Consider the following 17,685-nt stretch of genomic DNA (forward strand, 5'->3'; position numbering starts at 1 on the left):
AAACCCTTTGTGTTAAAAATACCTAAGGGTCTAAATTAATTTTAATAGTAAAATAACATCAATGAAAACATTTATAAAATTGCTACTTTTAGTAGCAGGGTTTTCTGTGAATGCACAAAACAGCATTTCAGGAACTATTACAGATAGCAACAATACCCCATTAGAACAAGTACAAATTTATGCACAAGAATTGCATAAAGGAACCACAACCAAAGAAGACGGAAGCTATATTTTAAGAAACATTCCGAAGGGGAAAATAAAAATAACTTTTAGCTATTTAGGGTTTAAAACATTTTATAAAATAATTGAATTTAACAAAGAAAACATAACTCTAGACATTCAATTACAAGAAAGTCCATTTCACATGGATGAAGTTGTAATATCTGCTCCTTTTAATAAATTACAGTCAGAAAATGTAATGAAAATAGAAAGCCTTTCTGCTAAATCTATTATTAAATCTGGCGCTACTTCCCTTGTAGAAGGAATTACAAATATCCCTGGAGTTTCGCAAATATCTACGGGAGGTTCTATAGGAAAACCTGTAATTAGAGGTTTAAGCGGTAATAGAGTTTTAGTCTATACGCAAGGTATTCGTTTAGAAAATCAGCAATTTGGTGGTGAACACGGCTTAGGTATTAACGATGCTGGAATAAGTAATATTGAGGTAATAAAAGGACCTGCATCTCTACTTTATGGATCCGATGCACTAGGTGGTGTTTTATATCTAATTCCAGAAAAATTTGCGGCAGAAAACTCTAAAGAACTAAATGTTAGTCATCGTTTTTTTGGTAATACATTAGGAACAAATACATCTGTTGGTGCTAAATTATCTTCAGAAAGCTGGAAATTTTTAGCAAGAGGAACGTATGCAAATCATGTAGATTATAAAATCCCTACGGATGAAAGAGTTACCAACACCCGTTTTAACGAAAAAGATTTTAAAACAGGAATTGCTTATTCTAAAAATAATTTTACATCAGAGGTTCGTTATAATTTTAACCGATCTAAATTAGGCTTGCCAGAAGAAGGTGTTGCAGAACAATCTACCAGTAGAACGCTTTTAGAACCTTATCAAGCAATAGACAATCATATTATAAGCTCTCATAATCATTTCTTTTTGGGCGATTCTAAAATAGATTTAGACTTAGGGTATACTTTTAATGATAGACAAGAATTTGAAGAGCATCATGATGAACATGAAGATGATCATGATCATGATCATGGAGAAGAAGAACATGAAGAAGCTGCTTTAAGAATGAAATTAAAAACATTTAGTTATAATGCTAAATATCATTTTCCTAAAATAGGAAATGTTGAAATTTTAACCGGAGTACAAGGATTACATCAAACAAATACCAACTTTGGAGAAGAGATATTAATTCCTGATGCGACTATAAACGATTTCGGAGTTTTTACCACGGCTTACTATTCTTGGAATAGAAATACATTACAAGCAGGAGTGCGTTATGATAATAGAAATATAGAAACAGAAAGACACGAAGTTGCACATGAAGAGGAAATCCATATTTTTGAAGCAGTTGATAAATCTTATAATAGTTTTACATCTTCATTAGGTTTTAAAACCTCTATAACAGACAATTTTGTAGCAAGAATAAATATAGCAACTGGTTTTAGAGCACCAACTTTAGCAGAATTATCTTCTAACGGAGTGCATCATGGTACCAATAGATTTGAAAAAGGAAACAACAATCTTACCAATGAGAAAAATACTCAGTTTGATCTTTCTTTAGAGTATAAAACAGAACATTTTGAGTTGTTTGCAAACGGATTCTATAATTTATTAAACGATTATATTTTTATTTCTCCAACAGGAGAAGTTGAAGACGGAGAGCCTGTTTATAGTTACTTACAAGAAGATGCAAAATTATATGGTGGTGAATTTGGTTTTCACTTACACCCTCACCCTTTAGATTGGTTGCATTTAGAAAGTTCTTTTGAAACCGTAATTGGCGAACAAGATAATGGAGATTACCTACCTTTAATTCCAGCCAATTCTTGGAAAAACACGTTAAGAACTGAGTTTGACATAAAAAACTGGATGCAACAAGGTTACGCTTCAGTAACTTTAAAAAGTACATTTTCTCAAAATAACATTGGTCCATTTGAAACCTACTCACCTAGCTATAACCTAATCAATTTTGGTCTTGGTGGAGACATCACTTTAAATGATATTAAGTTTTCTACAAGTTTATCTGTAAACAACCTATTAGACACAAAATATATAAACCATTTGTCTAGATTAAAATCTGATGAAATTTTAAATCAAGGAAGAAATATAATCTTAGGGATTAATTTTAGTATATAAAAGAGTACAAAGAAATTAAAAAAAAGTGCTGAGTTATAAAACTCAGCACTTTTTTTTATTTCACGTATTTTGTTTTCTTAATAAAACTTAAAGAAATAAAAGCTGCTAAAAAGAAAACAGCTAAAGCCAATACACTAGATTGTATAGATATCATAGAATTTAAAATTCCGAAAGTTACCATACCTACAACTAAGGCTATTTTTTCTGTCACATCAAAAAAGCTAAAATAGGACGCATTATCTTCTGTTTTTGGTAGCATTTTCGAGTACGTAGATCTTGCTAAAGACTGTATAGCCCCCATTACCAAACCTATTAAGGCTCCTAAAATATAAAAGTACATTTCTATATTCGGAGTGTCTTTAGTTAAGTTAAAACCTATAAAACAAACCAATCCCCAAATAGCAATGGTAATTTTTAATGTTTTTATATTCCCTATTTTATTTGACAATCTAGAAAACAAAAAAGCGCCAATAATTCCTACAAACTGAACTAATAAAATTGTTGCAATTAAGTTTAAAGTTTCTAAGCCTAAAATAGTACCAAAAATACCTGCCATTAAAATAATAGTCTGCACGCCGATACTCCATAAAAAGAATGAAATTAAAAATATTTTTAATTCTCTATAAGCAAATAATTCTTTAGCAACTTTTTTTATTTCTTTTAATCCTTTCGCAAAATAATTGTCTTTAGGGATTTCTTTTTTCTCTTCATTAGGTAATTTAGCATAGGTTATTTGTGCAAAACCAAGCCACCACAAACCGACTAAGACAAAAGATAATTGTGAGCCAAATTGTTTATCATAAAAACCAAAAACTTCAGTTTCTATTAAAACTAAACACAAAAGCAATAATAAAATAGAGCCTAAATACCCTAACATAAACCCTTTTGCACTTGCATTGTCTTGTTGTTCTGGTAAAGCAACTTCTGGCAAATAAGCATTATAAAACACGATACTTCCCCAAAAACCTATACTCGCTAAAATGGTAAAAAGGATTCCCACCCAAAGCGTTTCCTTTCCTGTAAAAAAATATAAACTCATTACAGAGAGCGCACCTAATAAACAGAAACCTTTTAAAAACTTCTTTTTATTACCAGCATAATCTGCAATACCAGAAAGCATAGGTGATATAAAAGCCACTACTAAAAAAGAAAATGCCATTGCATAATTATACAAGGTTGTCGGATTCCAAAGTGTGCCTAAAAAGGTGATTTTTCCTTCTGCATTTGCAAAACCTTCCGAAGCCGTTAAGCCGGCATAATAAATAGGAAAAACAGCGGTACTAATTACTAAAGAATATACTGAGTTTGCCCAATCATAAAAAGCCCAAGCATTGATTAATTTTTTATCTCCAATTTTTAACATAAAATCTATTTTATAAAAAAACCGTTCAAAAAAACATCTTTTTTTGAACGGTTACAATATAGGAAATCTATTTGTTTCCTTATTTTTTATTTATAGCTTTTACTTTGCATTATACTCTGCAGCATATTTTTTAGCCGTTGGTAAATAATTTCTTAAATCTTGTATTCTAGATTCATTAGAAGGGTGAGTACTTAAAATTTCTGGTTGAGAACTTCCGTTAGATAAATTACTCATTCTTACCCAAACCTCAGCAGCTTCAGTACCATCATACCCAGCCATAATCATAAAAACCAAACCTAACCTATCTGCTTCCTGCTCATGAACTCTACTAAATTTTAACATTCCTAAACCAGTAGTAACACCAAATGCAGTATTCCATAATTGTTGAGATTCTTCACTTTTACCAGAAGTACCCAATGCTACGGCAACACCACCTAATTGTTGTAATTGTCCTTGAGACATTCTTTCTTGTCCGTGTTTAGCAAAAGCATGTGCAACTTCGTGCCCCATTACTGCTGCAACTCCATTTTCATTAGCACAAATTGGCATAATACCAGTGTAAAAAACAACTTTCCCTCCTGGCATACACCAAGCATTTACGGTTTCATCATCTACTAAATTAAATTCCCATCTATAAGAATCTGCTTCTGAGCTCATATTGTTTGCTCGCATAAAACGATCTACAGCTGCAGAAATATTTTTACCAACATTTTTAATTTGATTAGACATTGCAGTATTTGTAGATAATTTATTTTCTTCTAAAAAAGTACTGTATTGGGCAAAACTAGTAGGTAAAACTTGCGCATCACTCACAAAATTGACACGGCTTCTACCCGTAATTGGTACTGTACTACACTCTACAAAAAGTAAAACCGTTAAAACTAAAACTGCTATTTTTTTCATCTATTTATTTTTTATGATCACTAATTAATAAGACACATCTATTTCTAAATTGTCACTATTGGTTGATTGTTTACAATTCTATAAAATTACATATTCTATCTTAATCAAAAAAACAATTTATTGACGAAAGTTAAATATGTAATTATGTCACAAAGTTTTCGTCTAACTTAAAAACATTTAAAATTTATGAAAAATATTTTCTCTTTACTAGTTGTTATTTTAATGATTAGCTGTAATGGTATAGCTCAGACATCATCCAAAGAAAAAAAAACATACACCATTGAAAAAACAAATGCTGAATGGAAAAAAGAATTGACAGCTAAACAGTATTATATATTACGAGAAGCAGGTACAGAAAAACCTTTTTCTAGTTCTTTTAATACAAACAAAACAAAAGGAACTTACGTTTGCGCTGCTTGTGAAACACCACTTTATAAATCTGAATACAAATATGATTCTGGTTCTGGTTGGCCTTCTTTTGACCGAGCAATAAAGAAAAATGTAGAGTTAGATGTTGATTATAAAATTGGATATGCAAGAACAGAATTAAAATGCAATACTTGTGGAGGTCACTTAGGGCATTCTTTTGATGATGGTCCTAAAAACACTACTGGAAAACGTCATTGTATTAATGGAGACGCCTTAAAATTCACAACCAAATAAGCAACAATCATAAACAAAAAACCAAATTAAAGTTAATTTCTTGTTAAAAATGCATATATTTAAGAAAAAACTGCATTATAATTAAAAAGAAATTTTCATTGATTAAAGAACTACTTTTAATAATACTTGTTTTGCTTGTAATTGAAACGCATTCTCAACAAACAAAACAAACTCTTTTAAAATCTACAATATCTACAGTAGGTAGTACATCTGTATACCCTATTTCTAGCAATAAAATAAGGTATACAGTTTTACAAAGCATTGGTCAATCTAGTATTATTGGCACAAAAATTACTACTAAAAGAAATGTACAACAAGGTTTTTTAAATAATATTAAAGAATTTAGTATCAATAATTCGAACAAAGATATTATTGATGAATCTCTTAGCATTGTCATTTCTCCAAATCCTTTTATAGAATATCTAACACTTAATTTCTCCAAAGAGACTAAGCATAAAATTCATATACACATATATGATATTAATAGGAAAATCATCTTTAAAAAAGAATACTCCACCACAGACAATTTACTAATTCCCCTGAAAAATTATAGTATAGGTACCTATATTATACGCATACAAAGTGGTAATAATACGTTTACAGAAAAAATACTAAAAACAGAATAAGAGATGTGGAAAAATATCTCAAATATTATAATTATAACTGTTGTATTTATTTTGATAAATAATACAACAAAAGCACAACAGGCCTATTTAGAAACTGGTTTTGAAAACGCCTACTTTAAAGATTATGTAAATAATTTAGGAAATAACACTTTAGATTTAAGTTACTCAAAAGCACAAGAATTTTTTATTGAAAGCGGTTTTAGATTTAAATTAGATGAAGAACGTTTTACTTGGGACATAGGCCTTGGATACAACAAGTATAAAATTAATACTGGTTTCTATTCTGGTAATATTAGCATACCTACAACCTATAATTTAAGTTATGTAACCTTAAAACCAGGAATTAACTTTGCAATTGTTAATGAAAGGCGGTTAAAAATGCAGGTACACACACATATTTCTTACGATAGGCTTATTGCAGGCACAAGAACATATAAAGACAAAATAGTAAATTTATACAAGGAAAATACTTTTGACAAAAATTTAATCAGAATACACAGAGGAATAAGTGTAGAATATGTTATTCATGATAATCTATCTACCTATATAAAATATAATGTAGCCGATAGTTTTAAAGAAAAAAGCCAAGACAGTAATATAGAAGAATCATATTCATTTCACACCAAGGCATTTTCATTTGGATTGTTATTCTATATTTTAAGATTAAATAACAGAAGGTTCTAAAAAATAAATATGAAATTTTCACATAAAATACAGCTCTTTTTATTTTTACTAACAAACACGTTTCTGTTTGGTCAAACACCTGGTTTTAATTATCAGGCGTTAATTTTAAATAACGAAGAAATTCAGATTCCTGGAACAAACGTGTTAGAAAATAAAGTTCCTTTAGGTCTAGAGGAAATTACCCTACGTTTTACTATAACAAATGAAACCGCTGTAGAATACATAGAAGAACATGCAATTAGTACAGATGAAAACGGAATGGTTTCCCTTATTGTAGGCGAAGGTACTCCCATAAGTAATACATTTTATGATATTAATTGGGATGGAAAGTTAAAACATTTAAATGTTGAACTAAATATTCTAAATGATAACGACGGTTTTGTCTTTTTAGACAGTCAAAAAATATTATACATACCTCAACCTGGTAGTGGAAACGGTAATGGAAACATAAAAATAGTGAATTCTTTAGGAGACCTATCTCCTCCTTATCAATTAGGAGATATCATTTGGCTCACAGAATATGGTATAAATAACAACCCATCATTAATGATTTGGGATAATACAGGTTGGCTTCCTGTAAATGCAGATTTTGATCCTACTAATGAATTTGGACTTATAGTAGTAGCAAACGAAAATATTAGAGCTACTCAATTTGAAAGTCCTGATATTGGAGATCAAGTTTGGAATCAGACTTGTAACTGTATAGAAATATACAATGGTACTCATTGGGTTTCATTTAAAAACATGAAAGCACAAAATGGTCTTTACATAAGTGACAACAAAGTAAAACTAGGTGGTATTTTAATTGAACCGACTTTAATTACCACAAGCTCAACAAACACATTTGCCTTTGCAGGTTTGCAAGAAAGCACAAATACTGAAGATCAAATAGTCGTTATGGATAAAAGTACAGGTGTTTTAAGGCAAAAAGCTAGTTCTACTCTCCATCAAAAAAAACAAGTAATTATTATTGCTTCTGATGGTCAATTAGAATTTACCACTCCCCTAAACATTACAAATTCTGATAAAATAGATGTATTTAGAAACGGTGTTCGTATCAATTTTGTTGCAATTAACAATACTACTATAAAACTAGAACAAGAAGCGAAATGTTACCAAGATGATAAAGTTAGAATAGTCCAACTATATTAATACATCACTCATAAAAAACTGAAAAGCCTATGAATAAAAACAATTAAAAAAGAAAAATAACAATTAAATTAATTAAAAATGAAAACTATGAAAACGAATTATTTAAAATTAACAGTATTAGGAATTATGATTATGGTAGGTAGCGCCATGAATGCCCAAAGAACAGAGACCTCAACTAATGCTGCAACCGATTTCACAAAACAAGCAAATACTGTTTTAGGTGAGGCCGGCGGCTCTATTAAAGTGATTGATAATAAGGGTACAATTAAGTATTTACAATCTAATAATGGTGTAACAATGTTTACTGATACTGCACCCGATGGAGGTGTAATTACAACCTGGCAATTAGGTGGTACTTTAACAGATGACACATATATAGACGCATCCGGAGCTATTTTTGCTATTACAGGAATTGATGGAATTGACTCAACCGCTGGAGATGCTGAAAACTCTGCTGCCACAGCTTTTGACACTACAGGATATTCATTATTAGTTAGGGATGAAGCTACTGGTGAAACAAAAAAACTTTTAATGACTAATTTCATTGATGTTCTATGGGATGAAACAGAATTAACTGCAGATGTAACAACTGACTTTACTGTGGATGCCGTTGGTATCTTAGCAACTACAAACGTTAATCGTGTATCTGTGTATAGAAATGGAGCAAAATTAAGATCTGGTACAGACTATACAATTACAACCGTTAATGAAGTGAACATAGTTGTTGCTTCATTAGGCGGTACTGCTTATACTGGAGATGTTTTTGAAGTACACTTTATTAAGTAAAAATAGCATCTTTATAAATTATGGTTTGTAAAATTACAAGCCATAATTTTACTTGTCCTTGTCTTAAAATAAAACTCTCTTATTTTCAAAATCAACTTTCTTAACTTTTTAACTTTATAACTCTATTTTATAAATAAAAAATGCAGCACTTTCTAAAGCAACATATTATCTCTTTTTTACTACTATTAGTGACTAGTATATATGCGCAAGAAGTTAGCGTTATCAATAACAAAGGAACTATACTTAACATAAGAAATAATACAGTTACAACTGCTAACACGAGCAATTCAAATCCAGTAGAAAACGATATTTGGTTTGATACTTCTTCCTCACCCACTACTATTAAAATTTATAATGGTACTTCTTGGGAAAAATTATCGCCAACAGCTACGGAAGGATCTGTATTTTTTGCAGGTGCTACTGGGATACCTACAGAAGACAATACTCAATTATTCTGGGATAGCACCAATAATAGATTGGGTATAGGAACAAGTTCTCCTACAAATAAGTTTCATGTTACGGGAGCCATGAGAACGGAAGGCATTTTAAACTCTGATGGTACTATAGGCCGACCATCATACAGATTTAAAAATGATACAGATACTGGAATGTACAGCCCTGTCGCAGATGAAATTAGCTTTTCAGTTGGTGGTATTGAAGCTCTAAACATAGATGAAATATCTAATAATACAACTGTAACAATAAAACAAACATTAAAATTAGATGGTCATATTCTAGATGAAAATAATTCAGCAGGCACTTATGGACAAATTTTATCAGCAACCAATACTGGAACAATTTGGATAGATACTTCTGCTATAAATACAGATACTCAAAAAATTAATATTTATACTTTAAATGCAGATGGTAAAAATTTAGAAATCTCATTAGAAAATGATGGAGAAACAACAAAACAAACAGATTTATCAGCATTAAAAATTACAGGTGATGTTTCAGGAACCTTAGCTTCAACAACCGTTGAAAGAATACAAAACATAGATGTTTCGTACATATCTCCAACAGACGGACAAACTTTAGTTTATGATAATACTTCATCTCAATATATACCTAAAAAAACTTTTACACCTACAGTAAGCGAGCGCTACCCAAATGCAATACAAACAATTGCAGAATCTTCCAATTTTACAACCATCAACTTTCAATCTCAAGACTTCACGCCTAATAATTCAGATTACACCAATACTTCTAACGGAATTATTGTACTTAAAGCGGGACGTTATAAAATTACTTACAGAATTACATCCGAAGCAATAAATAATGTTCGAGTTGGAGGAGAATTTCAGCTCACAAAAAATACGATATCGGTAAATAATACAAGAGCTTATAGCTATCAAACAAGTAGTTTGGTAAATAAAAGTACTGTAACAATGGTAAAAATTTTAGACTTAATTGTAAATGATAAAATTGGAGTTGAAGGTAGAGTTTACGAAAGTGATCGTGGAACTCCAGATAGTTTAAGCATACTCCCTGAAGGAACTATGTTAACTATTGAAAAAATTAATTAAGAAGAAAACGAAACACTTTATCCTTTTATAAAGCGATTTTACTTGCTAATTTGGCTATAATCATTTACAGTTTTCAGGATATCTATTATTGTAGAATACGAGAGAGTATTCGCTAAAATATACAACCATTCACACTTAAAAAACACTAAAAGTCATATTAAGCCTCAACAGTTTATAACGTATTTTTTTGTATCTTACTTACATAATTTATTATTGATGGAAAAAGAGGAAATTGCAGATTTATTAGAAGAAAATCACAATACTTTATTTAAATGGTTAGAAGATCAACCAAATGAAAACTGGGAAAAAGGCCCCGATGGAAAATGGACTGTAGGACAACAAATATTGCATTTAGTAAACAGCTTACAACTTTTAAATAACGCTTTAAGTTATCCTCGCTTTTTTTTAAAATACAAATTTGGGTTGTGTAATAGAGAACCTAGAGATTACAAAACGATTGTAAGTAAGTACTGTCAAGAATTAGTTGACAATAAAGATAAAACAAAGAAATACAATCAAAAGTTAAAAAAACCATTACTGAAAGATAGAGAACGTCTATTAACAAAACTGCAAATACAGAGTAAAAAACTACAATTTAAAATCAAAAAAATTAGTGATGTTAATTTAGACACGTTGGTACTTCCGCATCCTTTAATGGGTAAAATGACTATTAGAGAAATTATTATGTGGACAGCATATCACACAGAACATCATACCAAAATATTAATAATGAATTATGGTGAAGAGACTTATTGCTAACCTTATTAGGATTTAAAAAATTCAACTTCACTTCGTGATAAAAATAAAATCACAAGTTTTAAATTCATATTATTCAAGATTTTAATAAGAAACTTCGTTTTTACTTAACTTATTTACCTTTAATTGATCTCAAATCAATTAATAAATATCTTTAACCACATATTTTCTAATTCTGATTCAATAAAAAACTATTCTAATTCATATATTTGTGTTTCCTAAAAAAGAAGACGAATTATGTTTAATAATTTAAGCGATAAATTAGATAAAGCTTTACACACCTTAAAAGGTCATGGTAAAATTACAGAGGTAAATGTTGCAGAAACATTAAAAGAAGTTAGAAGAGCGTTGTTAGACGCCGATGTTAACTTTAAAATAGCCAAAGAATTTACTAAAAGAGTTCAAACCAAAGCATTAGGGCAAGACGTTTTAACTACGTTAAACCCAGGGCAATTAATGGTAAAGTTAGTTAAAGATGAACTAACAGAATTAATGGGTGGAGAAACTGTAGGTGTTAATTTAGGTGGTTCGCCAACTGTAATTTTAATGTCTGGTTTACAAGGTTCTGGTAAAACTACTTTTTCAGGAAAATTAGCTAACTTTCTTAAAGATAAAAAATCTAAACAAGTTTTATTAGTTGGTTGTGATGTTTATAGACCTGCTGCAATAAATCAATTACAAGTTGTTGGAGAACAAATTGGTGTTGAGGTATATGCAGAAGTTGGAAATAACAATCCTGTTGAAATTTCACAAAACGCAATAAAACATGCAAAAGCAAACGGTAAAAACGTAGTTATTATTGATACTGCTGGTCGTTTAGCTGTGGATACAGAAATGATGAATGAAATTTCTAACATTCATAAAGCTGTAAGTCCACAAGAAACTTTATTTGTAGTAGATTCTATGACAGGGCAAGATGCAGTAAATACTGCAAAAGCTTTTAATGATATCTTAAATTTTGATGGAGTTGTTCTTACAAAATTAGATGGAGATACTCGTGGTGGAGCTGCATTGTCTATTAAATCTGTTGTTGATAAACCTATTAAGTTTATTGGTACTGGAGAAAAAATGGATGCAATAGATGTATTCCATCCAGATAGAATGGCAGATCGTATTTTAGGGATGGGAGATGTTGTTTCTTTAGTAGAAAGAGCACAAGACCAATACGATGAAGAAGAAGCTAGAAAATTACAGAAAAAGATTGCTAAAAATCAATTTGGTTTTGATGACTTTTTAAGTCAGATTCAACAAATCAAAAAAATGGGTAGCATGAAAGATTTAGTTGGTATGATTCCTGGTGCTGGTAAAGCAATGAAAGATGTAGATATAGATGATGATGCTTTTAAAGGTATCGAAGCTATTATTCATTCTATGACGCCAGAAGAAAGAAGTACACCAACAACAATAAATGCCAGTAGAAAAAAGAGAATTGCAAAAGGTTCTGGAACTTCGGTTAATGAAGTTAATCAATTAATGAAGCAATTTAACCAAATGAGTAAAATGATGAAGATGATGCAAGGCGGCGGCGGCAAAAAGATGATGCAAATGATGAAAGGAATGAAGTAATTTTTTTAGTCTCAGTTTTCAGTAACAGTTCACAGTAAAATTATGGATTTTAAAGAATTATTGGCTTATAAAAAGGCATTTGATTTATCAATGAAAATCTTTGAATTGTCTAAATCTTTTCCAAAAGAAGAAAAATATTCATTAACAGATCAAGTAAGAAGAAGTTCACGCTCTGTTTGTGCAAATATTGCTGAAGCCTATAGAAAAAGAAGATATCCGAAACATTTTATAAGTAAACTGACAGATTCTGATGGTGAAAATTCAGAAACAAATACTTGGTTAGATTTTGCATTAGCTTGTAAATATATTTCCGATAATGATCACAATAATTTTTCTAATCAAAGTAAAGAGATTGGGAAATTAATAAATTATATGATTAATAATCCAGGTAAATTTGGAGTTGAAATTAATTAAATTAAAGAAAATAAATATTTGCCGTTAAATTTACAGCGTACAAACTGTGACTGAAAACTGCGACTGAATACTGAAAATATGATTTTATTAGACGGAAAAAAAACATCTGCAGACATTAAAGAAGAAATTGCTTTAGAAGTAAGAGATTTAAAAAGTAAAGGAGCTGATACGCCTCATTTAGCAGCGATAATCGTTGGAGATGACGGTGCAAGTATCACTTATGTGAATGCAAAAGTAAAAGCCTGTGAGCTTGTTGGTTTCGAATCTACTTTAATTAGATTACCAGATGATACTACCGAAGAAGATTTATTAAATGAAATTGCTATTTTAAATATTGATAAAGATATTGATGGTTTTATTGTTCAACTTCCGTTACCAAAACACATAGATGAGCAAAAAATATTAATGGCTATAGATCCTGACAAGGATGTAGACGGGTTTCATCCAACAAACGTTGGAAAAATGGCTTTAAACTTACCTACTTTTATTTCAGCAACACCTTTCGGAATTTTAGAATTACTAGAAAGATACAAGGTTGAAACTTCAGGAAAACACGTAGTTGTTTTAGGTAGAAGTCATATTGTTGGTAGCCCAATGAGTATTTTGTTATCGCAAAAAAGAAAGGTTGGTAATGCAACCGTAACGATGTGCCATAGTAGAACTAAAAACTTAAAAGAAATAACCTTACAGGCAGATATTATTATTGCTGCAATTGGTATTCCAGAGTTTTTAAAAGCTGATATGGTAAAAGACCATGTTACTGTAATAGATGTTGGTATTACTCGTTTAGAAGATGCTACTAAAAAAAGCGGATATAAATTAGTTGGTGATGTCGCTTTTGATGAAGTTTCTAAAAAATCTGATTTTATTACTCCTGTTCCTGGTGGAGTTGGTCCAATGACTATTGCCATGTTATTAAAAAACACATTATTAGCTTGCCAAAGAAAAAGCTAATTTTTTATAAGGTATAAAAAAAAGCGATGCATTAAATGCATCGCTTTTTTTTGCTTAAAAATGTATTGATTAAATATTATTTTCGGCAAATTCTTTTCTGTAAATTTTTACAATTACTAAAAATAAACTGATTAATAATGGTCCGAAAATTAAACCAATAAACCCAAATAAAGGTACCCCAACAATAACACCAATTAAGGTAATTAAAGGGTGTACATCATCTAATTTTTTTAATACCAAAAGCCTAATAATATTATCTGTAGAACCAACTACAACTATCCCATAAATTAAGATTCCCCAAGCAGCAACACTGTCTCCAGAAGCTAACGTTAAAATAAAAACAGGTAATATACCTACAAAGGTTCCTATAAAAGGAATCATAGAACCTACTGTAACAATTGTAAACCAAAAAAATGGGTTATTTATATCGAAAATTAGAAAACCTATTAAGGCAATAATACCTTGTGCAATAGCTACTAAAGGAATTCCTATGGTATTAGAACGAACCATAGACTTCGCTTCAGATCCTATTATCTTTAAATTCACTTCGTTTATTGGTAGATATTTGTATAAAGATTGTCTTAAGATTTTTTCATTTACCAACATAAAGTATAATAAGAAGTACATTAAACCAATGGATATAAATATATTAAAGGTACTACCTACAAAACCTTGTAAGTTATCTGTTATCCAACTAGACACTTCTTCCGCGTCTATACTATCTGTAAAATTATAACCTACTTTACTTTCTAAAGAAGTCATTTGTGTTTTAAACTTTGATACAACCTCTTCTGAATTTCCAACTACATCACGCACTTTATTTGCCAACATTAATAAAATACCCGAAATTGGTAAAAGTATACCTATAAAGGAAACTACGATTAAAAAAGCTGCGGCAATATTTGGTTTCCAATTTTTATTAACCAAAAAAAGCATTGCTTTTCTTAATAAAACAAAAATAGTTATTGCCCCTAAAACACCTGATAAGTATGGGATTAACTCCTTGAAAATTAGAATTAAAATAAATAAAATAAGTAATAAAACAAATATTTGTCTTATTATTCTTGGTGCAATAGTATCTTTCATAGTTAGTAGTTTATCGCAATTTAGGAATAATGTAATGTTAATATTATAACAATCAATTTAGAAATTAACACAAATGTAATTTAAACCTCTTCTCTATGTACCAAATCTATAGAAAAAGCAGGCAAACAAACAGCCATATACTCACATGGTTCTATAAAAGGGTTTGAATATTGAACTCTCGTATTTTTTTCTATTTTAATAGATTCTCCTGCAGATAAAATAATGGTTTCCCCGTCTATTATAAATTGTTTTTTTCCTTTGATAATATATGTGTATTCTTCAAATTCTGGCGTTTGAAAAGGTTCATTCCAACCAGAAGGCGCAATCATATGCGCAATACTTATTTGAGAATTTCCATCGGTTGCTTGTCCGAAATGTTCTTCTATTACTTTACCGTCTGTGGTTGGAACCACAAAGGGTGCTTTTTGAATGGTATATTTTTTCTTCATAAATATTGGTTTTGCGAAAGCGATTGAAACGGCATCCTTTTTATGTAAAAACTCCTATTTAATAAATATAACAAAATATTATTTATTAAATAGGAGTTTTTAAAATATCAATTTATTTCTACATAAAAAGATATAGCCTTTCGACTTCGCTCAAGATAAATTTCAAGCGCGGTTTTGTTAAAAAAATAAAGCGACAAAATTTGCCCTAAAATTTAATTAAACCAAACGATAAAAGATTTCATTTTTGCTAAATCTGGAATTTGCTCTTTTGTTACTTTTTGAGTAATCAATTCTTTTAGACCTAACTCTTCTTTATCTATAGCAACTGTTGCATTTAAGTCGTTTAAAAAAAGCGTTGCAGACGTTAAAGTAGTCTCTATTCTGTTAATATTGTTATTGGCATTTATTTCTGAGAAACTAGAATTTAAATTAATTCCAGATGCAGTTGTATAACGCACATCATTAATTTCTATACTTTTTATGGTAGAGGTAGAATCTAATTGTTGTTTTGGCAAAATTGTAAGTAACAACTTTCCTCCTTTTTCAAAAATAAAATATTCATCGTCTTCTTGAAAATAATTATCTCCTTGTGCACCTTCACTTAAATTTTTAACAATAGAATCGTTTTTAAAAATAGTACTTAATTCTTTTATTGTAGTTGTGGTTGTAAGCGCTCCAACTTTACCTTTTTCTATTTTAAATTTACTAGTATTATCACAGCTAATTACAAATAGTGAAAATGCGATTGCAATAATTGGAAGGATATTTTTTTTAATCATTATAGTATGTTTGTTATTTAAATGTTCTTTTTATTTATTTCTTATTTTAATACTTTTTTTAAAATCCCAAATGCCGCTCTAATAAAAGTGGCACTTGTTAAAACTTTTATTAACGGGTTTTGTGCCGTACTTCTGCGTCTGGTAGTACTTCTAGCTGCTCTTTCTTCTCTTATTCTTTCCTTCTCTCTTGCTTTTGCTATTTTTACTCTTTCCTTTTCATCGGCTTCTGCTTGTATAGCTTTTGCTTCTGCAATATTAACCTTTTCTATCTTTTCATTCAACAATTCGTATGCACTTTCTCTGTCTAAATTTTCATTATATTTATAGAAAAGACGTGAGTTGTTAATTACGTTTTTTAACTCTTTATCAGTTAAAACATCCATTCTACTCATTGGTGCGCGTAACATGGTTCTTGCCAAAGGAGTTGGAATTCCTTTTTCGTTTAAAACGGATACAAATGCCTCTCCAATTCCTAATTGCGTCAACACTTCTTTAGTATCATAATAATCTGAAGAAGGATAATTTTCTGCTGCCAACTTAATTGCTTTTCTATCTTTTGCTGTAAAAGCTCTTAAGGCATGTTGAATTTTTAAACCTAATTGTGCTAAAATATCTTCTGGCACATCTTTAGGGTTTTGCGTAACAAAATACAACCCAATTCCTTTAGAACGAATTAACTTTACAATACTTTCTATCTGATTTAATAAAGCCTTAGAAGCTTCTTCAAACACCAAATGTGCTTCGTCAATAAAAATAATTAACTCTGGTTTGTCGCTATCTCCTTGCTCTGGGAAAGTTTCATATACCTCAGCTAATAATTGTAACATAAATGTTGAAAACAACTTTGGTTTGTCTTGAATATCTGTTAAACGCAATACAGAAATAATTCCTTTTCCGTCTTCATCTACTCGTGTTAAATCTTCTACTTCAAAAGATTTTTCACCGAAGAATAAATCTCCACCTTGTTGTTCTATTTCTACAATTTTACGTAAAATTGCTCCTGTAGAAGATGATGAGATTCGCCCATATTCTGCTTGAATTTCTTCTTTACCTTCATTGGTAACATATTGTAAAACTTTTTTGAAATCTTTAATATCTAAAAGTGCAAATTTATTGTCATCACAATATTTAAAAATGATGGCAACAATTCCGCTTTGAGTTTCTGTTAAGTCTAAAATTCTTGATAATAAAACAGGCCCGAATTCTGAAATCGTGGCACGCATTCTTGTTCCGTCTTGTTCAGAAATGGTTAAAACTTCTATAGGAAATTTTTGTGAAGTAAACGGAAAACCAATTTTTGCATGACGTTCGTCTATCTTTGGATGATCTGCACCTGGTTGTGCCAATCCTGATAAATCACCTTTAATATCCATTAACAAAACCGGAACTCCTTTTTCAGATAAGTTTTCAGCTAAAATTTGTAATGTTTTAGTTTTTCCTGTTCCTGTAGCTCCAGCAATTAAACCGTGTCTATTTAAAGTTTTTAAAGGTACTTTTACAATGGCATCTGTAATGGTTTCTTCACCTAACATGGCGGCACCTAATGCTATAAAATCACCTTTTGTTTTGTAACCATTATTTATGTACTCGAAAAACTCTTCTTTCTGACTCATTTAAAACTAAATTTCGATAAAAATAATCAAAGTTTAAGA

17 protein-coding genes are annotated in these 17,685 nt (G+C 30.2%); 11 read left to right on the plus strand and 6 right to left on the minus strand.

What is annotated here, in order from left to right; genetic code table 11:
* The first annotated feature begins 61 nt into the window (after nt 1-61).
* The gene (locus tag GQS57_RS13620; RefSeq protein WP_165733405.1) at nt 62-2,326 is read left to right on the plus strand and encodes a TonB-dependent receptor; all 2,265 of its coding nucleotides are present in this window, start codon (nt 62-64) and stop codon (nt 2,324-2,326) included.
* A 55-nt stretch (nt 2,327-2,381) separates the two neighbouring features.
* Here the strand turns inward: GQS57_RS13620 and GQS57_RS13625 are convergent, their stop codons facing one another.
* Nucleotides 2,382-3,689 (minus strand): MFS transporter, encoded by a 1,308-nt coding sequence (locus GQS57_RS13625; protein ID WP_165733406.1) that lies wholly within the window; start codon nt 3,687-3,689, stop codon nt 2,382-2,384.
* Nucleotides 3,690-3,788: 99 nt separating this feature from the next.
* Nucleotides 3,789-4,592 (minus strand): M48 family metallopeptidase, encoded by an 804-nt coding sequence (locus GQS57_RS13630; protein WP_165733407.1) that lies wholly within the window; start codon nt 4,590-4,592, stop codon nt 3,789-3,791.
* Between the two features lie 186 nt (nt 4,593-4,778).
* Here GQS57_RS13630 and msrB point away from each other — a divergent pair, with 186 nt between their 5' ends.
* The 10 genes from msrB to folD all read left to right on the plus strand — a co-directional run bounded on the left by msrB (nt 4,779) and on the right by folD (nt 13,719).
* Nucleotides 4,779-5,255, plus strand: coding sequence for a peptide-methionine (R)-S-oxide reductase MsrB (gene msrB, locus GQS57_RS13635; RefSeq protein WP_165733408.1), 477 nt, complete (start codon nt 4,779-4,781; stop codon nt 5,253-5,255).
* Between the two features lie 98 nt (nt 5,256-5,353).
* The gene (locus tag GQS57_RS13640; RefSeq protein WP_165733409.1) at nt 5,354-5,881 is read left to right on the plus strand and encodes a T9SS type A sorting domain-containing protein; all 528 of its coding nucleotides are present in this window, start codon (nt 5,354-5,356) and stop codon (nt 5,879-5,881) included.
* A 3-nt stretch (nt 5,882-5,884) separates the two neighbouring features.
* Nucleotides 5,885-6,565, plus strand: coding sequence for a hypothetical protein (locus tag GQS57_RS13645; protein WP_165733410.1), 681 nt, complete (start codon nt 5,885-5,887; stop codon nt 6,563-6,565).
* Nucleotides 6,566-6,574: 9 nt separating this feature from the next.
* Nucleotides 6,575-7,717: a hypothetical protein gene (locus tag GQS57_RS13650; protein WP_165733411.1), complete on the plus strand. Its 1,143-nt coding sequence runs from the start codon at nt 6,575-6,577 to the stop codon at nt 7,715-7,717.
* Between the two features lie 87 nt (nt 7,718-7,804).
* A complete protein-coding gene (locus GQS57_RS13655; RefSeq protein ID WP_165733412.1) occupies nt 7,805-8,503 on the plus strand; it encodes a hypothetical protein in 699 nt (232 codons plus the stop codon).
* Nucleotides 8,504-8,643: 140 nt separating this feature from the next.
* Nucleotides 8,644-10,029: a hypothetical protein gene (locus GQS57_RS13660; protein ID WP_165733413.1), complete on the plus strand. Its 1,386-nt coding sequence runs from the start codon at nt 8,644-8,646 to the stop codon at nt 10,027-10,029.
* A 216-nt stretch (nt 10,030-10,245) separates the two neighbouring features.
* Complete coding sequence (locus GQS57_RS13665) at nt 10,246-10,788, plus strand: DinB family protein (protein ID WP_165733414.1); 543 nt, start codon at nt 10,246-10,248, stop codon at nt 10,786-10,788.
* Between the two features lie 234 nt (nt 10,789-11,022).
* Nucleotides 11,023-12,351, plus strand: coding sequence for a signal recognition particle protein (gene ffh / locus GQS57_RS13670; protein WP_165733415.1), 1,329 nt, complete (start codon nt 11,023-11,025; stop codon nt 12,349-12,351).
* Nucleotides 12,352-12,393: 42 nt separating this feature from the next.
* Entirely contained in the window at nt 12,394-12,765 is a 372-nt protein-coding gene (locus GQS57_RS13675) for a four helix bundle protein (protein ID WP_165733416.1), read from the plus strand.
* 78 nt (nt 12,766-12,843) lie between these two features.
* Nucleotides 12,844-13,719 carry a bifunctional methylenetetrahydrofolate dehydrogenase/methenyltetrahydrofolate cyclohydrolase FolD gene (gene folD / locus GQS57_RS13680; RefSeq protein ID WP_165733417.1) on the plus strand — a complete coding sequence of 292 codons (876 nt, stop codon included), beginning with the start codon at nt 12,844-12,846 and terminating at the stop codon, nt 13,717-13,719.
* A gap of 69 nt (nt 13,720-13,788) precedes the next feature.
* On the opposite strand, the gene GQS57_RS13685 is transcribed toward folD, so the two are convergent.
* The 4 genes from GQS57_RS13685 to GQS57_RS13700 all read right to left on the minus strand — a co-directional run bounded on the left by GQS57_RS13685 (nt 13,789) and on the right by GQS57_RS13700 (nt 17,646).
* Nucleotides 13,789-14,805: an AI-2E family transporter gene (locus tag GQS57_RS13685; protein WP_165733418.1), complete on the minus strand. Its 1,017-nt coding sequence runs from the start codon at nt 14,803-14,805 to the stop codon at nt 13,789-13,791.
* 80 nt (nt 14,806-14,885) lie between these two features.
* Complete coding sequence (locus tag GQS57_RS13690; protein ID WP_165733419.1) at nt 14,886-15,254, minus strand: cupin domain-containing protein; 369 nt, start codon at nt 15,252-15,254, stop codon at nt 14,886-14,888.
* A gap of 212 nt (nt 15,255-15,466) precedes the next feature.
* Nucleotides 15,467-16,033: a hypothetical protein gene (locus tag GQS57_RS13695; protein WP_165733420.1), complete on the minus strand. Its 567-nt coding sequence runs from the start codon at nt 16,031-16,033 to the stop codon at nt 15,467-15,469.
* A gap of 41 nt (nt 16,034-16,074) precedes the next feature.
* Nucleotides 16,075-17,646 carry a helicase HerA-like domain-containing protein gene (locus GQS57_RS13700; RefSeq protein WP_165733421.1) on the minus strand — a complete coding sequence of 524 codons (1,572 nt, stop codon included), beginning with the start codon at nt 17,644-17,646 and terminating at the stop codon, nt 16,075-16,077.
* Between the last annotated feature and the right edge of the window lie 39 nt (nt 17,647-17,685).

Origin of the sequence: Polaribacter sp. 20A6 (assembly GCF_011378915.1) — a bacterium.
In the GTDB taxonomy this organism is placed as follows: domain Bacteria; phylum Bacteroidota; class Bacteroidia; order Flavobacteriales; family Flavobacteriaceae; genus Polaribacter; species Polaribacter sejongensis.

Bases quoted from the DNA above. Each gene is read 5' to 3' on its own strand.
- GQS57_RS13620 (WP_165733405.1), top strand. From the start codon at position 62: ATGAAAACATTTATAAAATTGCTACTTTTAGTAGCAGGGTTTTCTGTG.
- GQS57_RS13625 (WP_165733406.1), bottom strand. From the start codon at position 3,689: ATGTTAAAAATTGGAGATAAAAAATTAATCAATGCTTGGGCTTTTTAT.
- GQS57_RS13630 (WP_165733407.1), bottom strand. From the start codon at position 4,592: ATGAAAAAAATAGCAGTTTTAGTTTTAACGGTTTTACTTTTTGTAGAG.
- msrB (WP_165733408.1), top strand. From the start codon at position 4,779: ATGAAAAATATTTTCTCTTTACTAGTTGTTATTTTAATGATTAGCTGT.
- GQS57_RS13645 (WP_165733410.1), top strand. From the start codon at position 5,885: ATGTGGAAAAATATCTCAAATATTATAATTATAACTGTTGTATTTATT.
- GQS57_RS13650 (WP_165733411.1), top strand. From the start codon at position 6,575: ATGAAATTTTCACATAAAATACAGCTCTTTTTATTTTTACTAACAAAC.
- GQS57_RS13655 (WP_165733412.1), top strand. From the start codon at position 7,805: ATGAAAACGAATTATTTAAAATTAACAGTATTAGGAATTATGATTATG.
- GQS57_RS13660 (WP_165733413.1), top strand. From the start codon at position 8,644: ATGCAGCACTTTCTAAAGCAACATATTATCTCTTTTTTACTACTATTA.
- GQS57_RS13665 (WP_165733414.1), top strand. From the start codon at position 10,246: ATGGAAAAAGAGGAAATTGCAGATTTATTAGAAGAAAATCACAATACT.
- ffh (WP_165733415.1), top strand. From the start codon at position 11,023: ATGTTTAATAATTTAAGCGATAAATTAGATAAAGCTTTACACACCTTA.
- GQS57_RS13675 (WP_165733416.1), top strand. From the start codon at position 12,394: ATGGATTTTAAAGAATTATTGGCTTATAAAAAGGCATTTGATTTATCA.
- folD (WP_165733417.1), top strand. From the start codon at position 12,844: ATGATTTTATTAGACGGAAAAAAAACATCTGCAGACATTAAAGAAGAA.
- GQS57_RS13685 (WP_165733418.1), bottom strand. From the start codon at position 14,805: ATGAAAGATACTATTGCACCAAGAATAATAAGACAAATATTTGTTTTA.
- GQS57_RS13690 (WP_165733419.1), bottom strand. From the start codon at position 15,254: ATGAAGAAAAAATATACCATTCAAAAAGCACCCTTTGTGGTTCCAACC.
- GQS57_RS13695 (WP_165733420.1), bottom strand. From the start codon at position 16,033: ATGATTAAAAAAAATATCCTTCCAATTATTGCAATCGCATTTTCACTA.
- GQS57_RS13700 (WP_165733421.1), bottom strand. From the start codon at position 17,646: ATGAGTCAGAAAGAAGAGTTTTTCGAGTACATAAATAATGGTTACAAA.